This window comes from Gammaproteobacteria bacterium (genome assembly GCA_013003425.1).
Taxonomy (GTDB): domain Bacteria; phylum Pseudomonadota; class Gammaproteobacteria; order Steroidobacterales; family JABDKV01; genus JABDJB01.
In genome coordinates this window covers 1-11,497 of record JABDJB010000008.1, presented here as the reverse complement: position 1 = coordinate 11,497, position 11,497 = coordinate 1, and the positions used below count along the sequence as shown (strand labels likewise).

The window sequence follows — 11,497 nt, the reverse complement described above, 5'->3', positions numbered from 1 at the left end:
GATGCCGCTCCCACAAAGCATGGTCGCAGGTAATCGCGGCAGGATGCCGCTCCCACAAAGCATGGTCGCAGGTTATCGCGGCAGGATGCCGCTCCCACAAAGCATGGTCGCAGGTAATCGCGGCAGGATGCCGCTCCCACAGAGCATGGTCGCAGGTAATCGCGGCAGGATGCCGCTCCCACAAAGCATGGTCGCAGGTAGCGGCCAAAGCCGCTCCAACTGCATTTGTGGAAGTAAACACTTGTGTCGGAAGGGTCGGGTTTGACCAAACGTAACAACCTCTCGCGGTACAGACCTATAAAATGATCAGCCTGGTTATTGATTTCCTCTGGAGAGAAAAAAATGGATCTGAAACAAATGGCGACGCAGATGTTGATGAGCAAGCTGGGTGGCGACGCCGACTCCGGTTCCGCCCAGGCTGCGGTTGACAACCTGCTCGGCGGTGGCGAAGGCGGCTCACCGCTTTCCGGTCTGGTGGAGAAGTTCAGCGGCGGCGGTCTGGCAGACGTTGCTCAGTCGTGGCTCGGCGACGGCGACAACGCCTCGGTCAGCGCCGACCAGGTGACCGAAGCCCTCGGTTCCGGCCAGGTAGCCGATTTCGCTTCCAAGCTGGGTATCGATCAGAGCCAGGCGGCCGAAAGCCTGTCGAATTTCCTGCCTGACCTGATCGACAAGTCCAGCCGTGGTGGTGAACTGCTCGGTTCCGTCGGCGGCCTGAAGGGCCTGGGCGGACTCGCCTCGAAGTTCTTCAAGTAAACAGATTACGGTCTGTTCGCGAAACGGGGCCTGCGGGCCCCGTTTTTTGTTGGCGACGAGCACCCGCGCCAACTATATTCGGATGATGTTGGGCCAACGAGTGACGCGATGATCTACAACAACATCCTGGAGACGATCGGCAACACGCCGGTCGTGCGGCTCAATCGCATTGTGCCCGATGGCGTGGAAATATACGTCAAGATCGAGTCTTTCAACCCGATGGCATCAGTCAAGGACCGGCTCGCATTTGCCATTGTCGATGACGCCGAGCGCCGTGGAACCCTGGATCGCGGCCAGACCATCATCGAAGCGACATCCGGTAACACCGGCATCGCGCTGGCGATGGTGTGCGCGGCCAAGGGTCATCCGTTTGTGGCGACGATGGCGGAAAGTTTTTCCGTTGAGCGACGCAAGATCATGCGTGCCCTGGGCGCGAAGGTGATACTGACGCCGGCGGCCGAGCGCGGTTCAGGCATGGTGCGCAAGGCCGAGGAACTGGCGGAAAAGCACGGCTGGTTTCTTGCACGCCAGTTTGAAAATCCCGCCAATCCCGCGTTCCATCGTCAGACTACCGGGCCGGAAATCCTGCGAGATTTTGCCGGCCGCCGTCTCGACTACTGGGTTACCGGCTGGGGTACCGGCGGCACGCTGACCGGCGCCGGCGAGGTGATAAAGGCCGGCCGCCCGGATGTGCAGATCATCGCAACGGAACCGGCCGGGGCGGCGATGCTGTCCGGGGCCGACTGGCAGCCGCACAAAATCCAGGGCTGGACGCCCGATTTCCTGCCTGACGTACTCAATCGCGAGGTGCACGACCAACTGGTGCCGGTAACCGACGAGGCCGGCAAAGAATGGGCGTGGCGGCTGGCGCGCGAAGAGGGGATCTTTGTCGGCATCTCTGCCGGTGCCACGCTCGCCGCCGCAATTGAAGTCGCAAAGACAGCGCAGCCCGGTGCGGTATTCCTGGTGATGCTGCCGGACACCGGTGAGCGATACCTCGGTGCCTACCTGTTCGAGGAAATACACGACGGTTCCGACGACGAGTGGCTTGCCAGCCTGTAGTGCGTACAATCGTGGTCTTTGCGCCGCCGGAACGCTGTGAAAGACCTAAACGCATTACGCCAGCGACTGAATGAACTGGACCGGCAGCTGCTGCACCTGGCGGCAGAGCGCCATCGCATAACCGATCAGATTGGCGCGATAAAACGTGCCAGCGGTCAACCCACGCGCGACTACGAACGCGAGCGCGAAGTTATCGAGCTCGCCCGCACCGAGGCAGCCAGTGTCGGCCTGCCCACGGACCTGGCCGAAGCGCTGATGCGGCGATTGATACGCGCGTCGCTGGTACACCAGGAGCAGGCCAGCGTCAGCGCTACCGATCACGGCCGCGGCCGCAGCGCGCTTGTGATTGGCGGCGGCGGCAAGATGGGGCGCTGGTTTGCCGAGTTTCTCGCATCACAGGGATTCGATGTAGTTATTTCCGATCCCGCCTGCGCAGACAACGCGTTTTCGAATCTGACTGACTGGCGTAGCGGTAATCTCGACTACGACCTGATTGTTATTGCAACGCCTCTTGGTGTCACTGAGAAACTCCTGCACGAACTTGCAGCGCTGCAGCCAGCTGGCTTGCTGATGGACATAGCATCGTTGAAAACGCCGATACGCAAAGGCCTGGAGGCTGCGGCAGCGGCCGGCTGCCGGGTTGTATCGCTTCACCCCATGTTCGGGCCGGACACAGAGCTGTTGTCCGGACGTCATGTGATCTTTATCGACCTGGGTGCGCCCGATGCCGTCGCCGAAGCTCGTGCGCTGTTCGAACCGACCATGGTCGAAACGGCCGAAATGGACCTCGATGAACACGACAAGCTGATAGCTTTCGTCCTCGGTTTGTCGCACGCGCTGAACATTGCGTTTTTCAATGCGCTGGTCGAAAGCGGGCAGTCGGTGCCGCGGCTGGCAGAGATATCCAGTACTACTTTTGACGCGCAGCTGGCAGTCTCCAGCCGCGTGTCAGAGGAAAGCCCCGAGGTGTACTACGAGATCCAGTCGCTCAACGAACACGGCCGTGATGCGCTGGATGCTCTCGAGCAGTCGCTCACAAAATTGCGGGCAGTGATCGATGGTGGCGACCAGGCCGCCTTTGCCCGCATCATGCAGCGCGGTCGCGATTATCTCAGCAGCAAACGCGCAGAGTAATGATCACTGATCCGCTGTTCTATCTGGCAGCGGTGCCGGCGGTTTTTCTGTTTGGCATCGCCAAGGGCGGCTTCGGCGGTGGCCTCGGCGTCGCGGCCGTGCCGCTGATGGCGCTGGTGGTCTCGCCGGTGCAGGCGGCCGGTATCCTGCTGCCGCTGCTGTGCCTGATGGATCTGTTTGGCCTGTGGGTGTATCGCGAGCATCTCAACGTGCGCCTGCAAAAATCGCTGCTGCCCGGCGCCGTGCTCGGCATCGCTATCGGTACGGCCTTGTTCGGTTACATGAGCACAGCCATGATTCGGATCATCCTGGGGGTCATTGCCATCACCTTCACGTTGAATCACTGGTTCGGGCTGAGCGAATGGATTGCGCATCACACGCGGCGGGCTGGCTGGCCGGCTGCCGCAGGCAGCGGCATGGTCGCCGGCTTCACCAGCTTTATCGCCCACGCCGGCGGACCGCCGATTAACATGTACCTGCTGACACAGGGTATGAGCCGTACCTTGTTTGTCGGTACGACGGTGCTGTTTTTCGCGGTGGTCAACTACACCAAGCTCATTCCCTACGCCTGGCTGGGGCAGCTCGACGCCACCAATCTGTGGACTTCCGCCGTGCTGGCGCCGCTGGCACCTGCCGGCATTGCCGCCGGCGTCTGGCTGCATCGGCGTGTTTCTGACAAGCTGTTTTTCAGGATTGCCTACGTGATGCTGTTCATAGTGGGTCTGCGCCTGCTCTATGATGGCGTGAGTGGCTGATTGGCGCCTGCGCAACGGCGGAGCACGATGACAAAAATAGGGTATGCCCTGGTCGGCGCGATAACCGGTGTGCTGGTGCTGAGCGGCGGCCGATTCGCCTTCGGCGCGGTGATCGGCCTCGTTATAGCGCTGCTGCTCGCCGAACTGCGTGAACTGTCCAGCCGCGTGCGGCGGCTCGAAAACAAACCGCTGCCGCCGTCAAAAACTGCTACCGGACCTGTGCCTGCAGCGAGCGCAATGGACGACGAACCGTCGTCAGTTGGCGAACAAGTCGCCGCCGTGCCCGATGCCGCGATGCAGTCGACCGAAGCCGAACCATCCGACGCGATACCCGCTTTCGGACGCAAGCGGACGCCGCCTGAACCAAACCCCATAGTCGAGAAGGTCAAGGAATGGTTTACCACCGGCAACGTGCCGGTAAAGGTCGGGGTGATTGTCTCGTTCTTTGGCGTTGCCTTCCTGCTGAAGTATGCCGTTGATCGCAACCTGCTGAACGTGCCGATGTGGCTGCGACTGGTTTTTGCCGCGTTGTTCGGACTTGTGTTGCTGGTTATCGGCTGGCGTCTGCGTCATCGCATGCGGGTTTATGCGCTGAGCCTGCAGGGTGGTGGTGTCGGCATTATCTATATCACCATCTTCGCCGCATTCCGGTTATACGGGTTGTTGCCACCGCTGCCAGCCTTCCTGTTGCTGGCGTTGCTCACTATACCGGCGGTGTGGCTGGCCGTTGTGCAGAACGCCCGTGCCATGGCAGTGCTGGCAGTCACCGGCGGTTTTCTCGCGCCGGTGCTGGCGTCGACCGGGCAGGGCAGTCACGTGGCATTGTTCAGTTACTACCTGCTGCTCAACGTCGCTATCGTCGGCATTGCCTGGTTCAAGTCGTGGCGCGAGCTCAATCTTGTTGGCTTCCTGTTCACTTTCGGTATCGGCGTTGCCTGGGGCTACAAGTACTACGATGCGCCGTACTTTTCCTCGACCGAACCGTTTCTCATCGCGCATTTCCTGCTGTACCAGGCTGCCGCGGTGTTGTTTGCCTTGCGCCAGCCACCGAAGCTGCGTGGGCTGGTCGACGGCACGCTGGTTTTTGGCACGCCGATCGTCGCGTTCGGGCTGCAGTCGGCGATGCTGCGCCACACCGACTACGGGCTGGCCTACAGCGCGTTGTTGTTGGCGGTTTTTTACGGCGCGCTGGCGTGGTGGCTGACCGCGCGTGGCAAAGCGCTGGGCCTGCTGCGTGATTCGTACATTGCGCTGGGTGTGGCCTTTGCCACGGCGGCCATCCCGCTGGCACTGGATGCACGCTGGACGGCATCCGCGTGGGCAATGGAGGGTGCGGCACTGGTGTGGCTTGGTGCGCGGCAAAGCCGCTTGCTGGCACGCGTCGCCGGCGGTGTGTTGATCCTGATGGCCGGTGCCGCCTACGTTAATGGTGGTTGGGATCACAATGCCGGCGTCCCGCTGGTAAACGCCAATGTATTTGGCGGTGTTCTGCTGAGCCTGGCGGGCTTTTTCAGCGCGCGCCAGCTCGGCCGCATGGAGCATGTGCTCGAGCGTATAGCCGCGGTATTGCTGCTGGGTTGGGGCATCGCGTGGTGGTGCATTACCGGTGGGCTGGAAATCGACGACCGGGTACGCCACATGTACGAGTACCCGGTGCTGGTCAGTTTCTTTGTAGTGAGCGGCGCGGTGTTAGGCCTGGTCGCCAGGAAACTTGACTGGACTCATGCCCGCTACGGTGCCCTGGTCATGCTGCCGCTGCTGTTTGTTACGGCGCTCGGGCGCAGTTTCTTCGGTGGTCATCCGCTGGAGTCGTACGCAGCACTTCCCTGGCTGGCAGCGGCGGCTGCACATTTGTATGTATTGCGTCCCATAACTACCGGTACGGTGGTCAGCAGGACATGGCATGTTGCCGGCGTGCTGTTTTTTGCCTGGCTCGTCGCCTGGGAACTGGACTGGTGGATGGTGGTGGAAACCTGGAGCAATACCGCGGTGAGCCTGTGGCTTGCCATTGCGGGCCTGGCCTGCTGGTTATTGCGACCGGTTTTTTCCTGGCCGCTGCAGGTGGAACGGCCGGCTTATCTGGTTGCAGCCGCTGTCCTGCTTGCGCTGAACCTGCTGTACATCTTCGGCTTCAGTATCGATGCGCCCGGCAATCCGCTGCCGTTGCCCTACCTGCCGATCCTGAATCCCTATGATGTGGTGATGTTTGCCGGCCTGGCAGCGTCCTGGTTGTGGATCATCGAGGCTGCGCAACAATGGCCCTCGCAGGATCGCCAGCGGCGGGCGTACATTGTTTTAGGCACAGCCGCGTTCGTGCTGACCACGCTGGCGGTGGTGCGTGGCGTGCACCACCTGGGCAATGTCCCGTGGCGTCATTACTCTCTCACCCGGTCGGTGGAAGTGCAGGCAGCGCTGTCGATTTACTGGGGGCTGCTGGGTTTTGCCGGCATGGTGCTGGGTACGCAGCGTGCGCGGCGCTGGTTGTGGTTGACCGGGGCTGCCCTGATGGCGCTGGTCGTGGTGAAGCTGTTCATTATTGACCTGGGCAACAGTGGTACCGTGGCGCGTATTGTTTCGTTTATCGGCGTCGGCGCGTTGTTACTGGTCGTGGGATATTTTGCACCGGCGCCACCGCGGCAGCCGGTTTCGGAAGAGGGTTAGAACATGAATGCAGTGCGAGGCATTTTTATTGCCGCCCTGATACTGACCGGTTGCGCGCAGCCGACGGTCCCGGATGGCGACGCTGGCTATGCGCCGGTGACCATCATGACATTCAACGTCGAAAACCTTTTTGATACCCGCGATGACCCGGGCAAGGACGATTCCACGTATCTGCCGCTGAAAACGAAACAGAATGACGTCCATCGCGCGCGTTGCAACGAGCTGCCGGTGGAACGCTGGCGCGACCAGTGCCTGAACTACGACTGGAACAACGTCGCGCTCGAGATAAAGCTGTCGGCAGTGGCGCGCGCCATCCTGCAGGCTAACGAGGGTCGCGGTCCCGATATCGTGGCGCTGCAGGAAGTGGAAAACATCAACGTACTGGAGCAGCTGCGCAATGGTTTTTTGTCCACGGCACGTTACAACAAAGCTGTTCTGGTCGAAGGTGATGATGCGCGCGGCATAGACGTCGCTTTTTTAAGTCGCCTGCCGCTGGTTGGTGAGCCGGTGCTGCACCCGGTGGCGCACCCGGATTTCGACGACAGGTTAAAAGACACGCGCGGTATACTCGAGGCAACATTCCGGTTGCCGGATGGCAGCCTGCTGACCGGATACGCGGTGCATTTTCCGGCGCCGTTTCACCCGCGCGCCATGCGTGAGCAGGCCTACCGCCGGTTGCACGAGTTGCGTGACAGCTTGCCGCCGGGCCGGCCTGCCTTCGCGGCCGGTGATTTCAATACCACTGCGGCAGAAAATACCCAGTTCAAAATGTTCACGCGACTGGTTTTGCCGTCGTGGGAACTGGCACACCGCAATGGTTGTGGCGGCTGCCCCGGCACGTACTATTATCCGCCCAATGATTCATGGTCATTCCTCGACCTGATACTTTGGTCACGGCCGCAACGTGGCGAAAAAGCGACATGGCGCATCGCGCCGGGTTCTGCGCAACTGGTTAATAAAGCACCAGGACAGACCAGCCCCGCCGGGACGCCTCAACGCTTCGAGCTGCCAGCAGGCACCGGCATTTCGGATCACTGGCCACTGATGGTCGCAATCGAAAAACGCCGCTAAACAACAAGTCACGCTGAGTAGTTAAAAATCCGCTCAAAAGGGCCGGCGTCGTCCGCCAGCAGTAGACGCGCATTCGCATTGTAGTGCACGCCAGCAACGTGGCTTTTTGCGTGCGCGCAACAGTGACAGCGCCGCGGTATTTTCGTATCGTGCCAACCGTGACGCGGGTGTCTGGCGCCAGATCGGATTGCTCGCGGAAGGGGGATAATGAGTTTTCAAACTCCAAAAAAATTCGCATCCAGATCGCTGCCCTTGCTGGTAGCAACTTTCGTCTTACAGAAATCCGGCCGCGCAGCCCGCTGCCCGGCTATTTGTTGATGTTCTACTTTAAGGATCAGCCATCATGACTAAGAGTATTTCCAGGGCACTGACAGGCGCCCTGATTTTGCTGCTACTCGTGCCATCCGCATTTGCGCAGGAAACCAGTTCTGCCATTCGTGGTGTCATCACCGATGCTGACGGCAGCCCGATAACCGGTGCAACCGTTATAGTCGCCAACGACAGCATTGGCCTGACACGAACCGTGCAGACTGACTCGGCCGGTGTATACAACGTGCGTAACCTTCCCATCGGCAGCGGTTATACCGTGACCGCGACGGGTTCGGGCTACGGTGGCGAAAGAGCCGAGGCGGTGAGTGTCAATCTTGGCAGGACCGCAACGATCAACTTTGACCTGGCAGCCGCTTCTGTCGAAGAGGTTACGGTTATCGGGACACCGCGTGAAGAATTCCAGGTGGCCCTCGGGCCGAGCAGCACATTTGGCATCGAGCAACTGGAAAACTCCCCCGCGATCAACCGCAACATTACCGACGTGATTCGCGCCGACCCGCGTGTCTACGTCGATGAATCCCGCGGCGACATCAATGCTATCCAGTGCGCTGGCAAAAACTCGCGCTTCAACAGCCTCACCGTCGATGGCGTGCGCCTCAACGATTCATTCGGGTTGAACTCGAACGGCTACCCCACCGAGCGCATGCCGTTCTCCTATGACGCGATCCGCCAGGTGGCCGTCGAGCTGGCCCCGTTTGATGTCGAATATGGCGGCTTTTCCGCCTGCAACATCAACTCGGTGACCAAGTCAGGTGGTAACGAGTTCTCCGGTTCGGCTTTCTATGACTACACCAGCGACAGCCTGCGGGGCGATGAGCTGGAGGGCGACAAGATCAGCAGCGTTGATTACACCGAGAATCGCTTCGGCTTCACCCTGGGGGGGCCGATCATCCAGGACAAGCTGTTCTTCTTCGTTGCCTACGAGAACCTGGAAGGCGCCAACCTGTTCGATCGTGGTCCGCAAGGGTCGGGCGCTGTCAATGAAATCATGGTGACGCAGGCAGAACTGGATGAGATCGCCCAGATTGCCCGTGACCTGTACCTTTACGACCCGGGCCCCGTTCCGGCCAGTCTCGATCATGGCGACGACAAGTTCCTGGCCAAGTTTGACTGGAACATCAGCGACGAACATCGCGCTGCGTTCACCTACACCTACAACGACGGTGAGAACTTCACCCAGTCAGATGGCGACCAGGGTGAGTTCGAGTTCCTCAACCATCTGTACGAGCGTGGTGCCGAACTCAATTCCTATGTGGGTACGCTGTATTCCGACTGGACGTCGAACTTTTCCACCGAAATCAGGCTGGGCTACCTGGAGCTGGACAACCGCCAGATTTCCGTTGGTGGCACTGATTTCGGTGAAATCCGCGTTGAGCTGGACGATGTCGATGTCTACCTCGGCGGTGACGATAGCCGCCAGGCCAACAAGCTCAACTACGATGTGACCAACTTTGCCTTCAAGGGTAATTACTACCTCGACAATGGTCACCTGCTGAGCTTTGGCCTGGAGCGGGAGTCGCTGGACATTTTCAACCTGTTTGTCCAGCACACCGAAACCGAGATACGTTTCGACGGTATCGACAATTTCCGGGCCGGGCTTGCCGATGCGATCTATTACAACAACGCGCCTTCCAACAACGCGCAGGATGCTGCTGCGGTGTGGGGCTATGACATCAACTCGCTGTACTTCCAGGATGAGTTCAGCCCGGCCGACCGCTGGACCCTGGTCGCGGGCCTGCGCTACGACTGGTACTCGACCGACGACGCGCCCGGTGAAAACGCCGACTTTGTTCGCGACTACGGCTTTTCCAACTCCACAAACCTTGACGGCGAAGGGCTGATCCAGCCGCGTATAGGCTTCACTTACGATCACAGTGACCGCACCGTATTCCGTGGCGGTGTTGGCCTGTATTCGGGCGGTGACCCGAACGTGTGGTTGTCGAATAACTTCTCGGCCAACAACGTGCTGCAGTTTGGCCAAAGAGGTAGGTCGTTTGGCTATACTGACGGCAGCCGCACGCTGTTCGATTCCGATGTGGTCTACGCTGCCGTCGAGTCCACTGCGCCCGCCGGCGCCGGGCCAGGCTACGGTATTCCGCAGGAGCTGTTTGATGCGGTTGCTGCCGGTACCGGCGACAACTTCGAGATCAACTACCTCGATCCCAACTTCGAGCTGCCCTCGGAGTGGAAAATCGCCCTGGGCATGACGCATGTGTTCCAGAATGAACTGACCTTTGCGGCAGACCTGCTGATTACTGAAGGCCAGGATTCTGCGATTATACTGCACGGTGATCTGGAGCAGACAGGCACCAATGCGGATGGCTATCCGGAGTATGACAGCGTCCGCGAGCCAACATTCGTTCTGACCAACAGCTCGAAAGGCAACCAGTCGAAGACGCTGTCATTCAGCCTGGCAAAGGATCACCCCGAGATCGGTATCGACTGGCGCGCGGGCTATACCTGGAACGATGCGGAAGATGTGCAGCCGATGACCAGTTCGGTAGCTTTCTCCAACTACCAGAATCGCGCGTTCTTCGATCCGCAGGAAGATGTGCTGTCGCGCTCGAATTACAATATCGAGCACCGCTTCACCATGTCGGGTAACTGGCGCAAGTCGTTTGCCAACAACCTCGACCTGACTGTGTCGCTGTACGGTAGTGCCAACTCCGGCCGTCCCTACAGCATCACATATAACGGTACGATCGACCCGTACGGATTTACGCCGTTTCTCGATTTCCGTGACAACGTGTTGCTGCCGGGTGTCGGGCGCAATGCGGAAGAAGGCTCGTGGTGGCGCAAAGTCGACCTGCGTGTGAACCTGGACTTCCCGGGCTTCACCCAGGATCACAACGCGTCGGCATTCCTGGTGATCGATAACTTCACCAACTTCCTCAACGATGACTGGGGGGTTCTGCGTCAGCACAACTTCCCGCGTACCGTCACGGAAGGCACTGAGGAGCCACGCATTGGCGACGCTTCGCGTTACGAGATCCGTTTTGGTGTGAGCTACGATTTCTGATCAACTGCTCAGTACGCAGTAAAAAGGCGGCCTCCGGGCCGCCTTTTTTTTCGGGAAATCGGGGTCTGACCCCGATTTCTACGGCGGCTCCTACAGGGTATGATCTGGCTGATGGCCGATGACGCAAGATTGCTGGAACGCGCCCGCGCAGTACGCCTGCGGGCCTATGCACCGTTTTCCGGGTACCGGGTGGGCGCAGCCGTCGTCGACGAAAACGGCGACGTATACACCGGCTGCAATGTCGAAAATTCCTCTTACCCGGTTGGCACCTGCGCCGAATCCAATGCGGTCGGCGCCATGATCGCTGCTGGCGGCACACAGATAAAAATAATTGCCATCGTAGGCGGGCACGAAGAGCCCGAGGCCTGCACGCCCTGCGGCGCCTGCCGCCAGACCATCGCCGAGTTTGCCGCTGACGATGCGCGTATCCTGCTGCTGGACGCGTCAGGCGAGCCTGATATGCAGACCATCGACGACCTGCTGCCCGGTTCTTTCAAACTGTAGGAGCGGCTTCAGCCGCGTAAATCGTAAATCGGGGTCAGACCGAAATTATTCGCCACAATTGCAGTTTAAGAAGCGAAGTCAATTCCAGCCATTGCTTCAAACAATTGTGGCGAATAATTTCGGTCTGACCCCGATTTACGCGGCTGAAGCCGCTCCTACAGTTTGAAAGAGCCCGGCAGCAGATCGTCGATACTATGCTCGTCGG

The 11,497-nt window shown here is 59.8% G+C and carries 8 protein-coding genes; all 8 read left to right on the top strand.

The window, feature by feature from the left end:
- Positions 1–342 precede the first annotated feature (342 nt).
- Complete coding sequence (locus HKN06_01570; GenBank protein ID NNF59999.1) at positions 343–756, top strand: DUF937 domain-containing protein; 414 nt, start codon at positions 343–345, stop codon at positions 754–756.
- Between the two features lie 108 nt (positions 757–864).
- Positions 865–1,818 carry a cysteine synthase A gene (gene cysK, locus HKN06_01565; protein ID NNF59998.1) on the top strand — a complete coding sequence of 318 codons (954 nt, stop codon included), beginning with the start codon at positions 865–867 and terminating at the stop codon, positions 1,816–1,818.
- Positions 1,819–1,854: 36 nt separating this feature from the next.
- A complete protein-coding gene (locus HKN06_01560) occupies positions 1,855–2,952 on the top strand; it encodes a prephenate dehydrogenase/arogenate dehydrogenase family protein (GenBank protein ID NNF59997.1) in 1,098 nt (365 codons plus the stop codon).
- A complete protein-coding gene (locus tag HKN06_01555; protein NNF59996.1) occupies positions 2,952–3,707 on the top strand; it encodes a sulfite exporter TauE/SafE family protein in 756 nt (251 codons plus the stop codon). Before HKN06_01560 ends, HKN06_01555 begins: the two co-directional genes overlap by 1 nt.
- A 27-nt stretch (positions 3,708–3,734) precedes the next feature.
- The gene (locus HKN06_01550) at positions 3,735–6,368 is read left to right on the top strand and encodes a DUF2339 domain-containing protein (protein NNF59995.1); all 2,634 of its coding nucleotides are present in this window, start codon (positions 3,735–3,737) and stop codon (positions 6,366–6,368) included.
- A 3-nt stretch (positions 6,369–6,371) separates the two neighbouring features.
- A complete protein-coding gene (locus HKN06_01545) occupies positions 6,372–7,439 on the top strand; it encodes an endonuclease/exonuclease/phosphatase family protein (protein NNF59994.1) in 1,068 nt (355 codons plus the stop codon).
- A gap of 340 nt (positions 7,440–7,779) precedes the next feature.
- Positions 7,780–10,788: a TonB-dependent receptor gene (locus HKN06_01540; GenBank protein ID NNF59993.1), complete on the top strand. Its 3,009-nt coding sequence runs from the start codon at positions 7,780–7,782 to the stop codon at positions 10,786–10,788.
- A 111-nt stretch (positions 10,789–10,899) separates the two neighbouring features.
- A complete protein-coding gene (cdd, locus tag HKN06_01535) occupies positions 10,900–11,292 on the top strand; it encodes a cytidine deaminase (GenBank protein ID NNF59992.1) in 393 nt (130 codons plus the stop codon).
- The last annotated feature ends 205 nt before the right edge of the window (positions 11,293–11,497 follow it).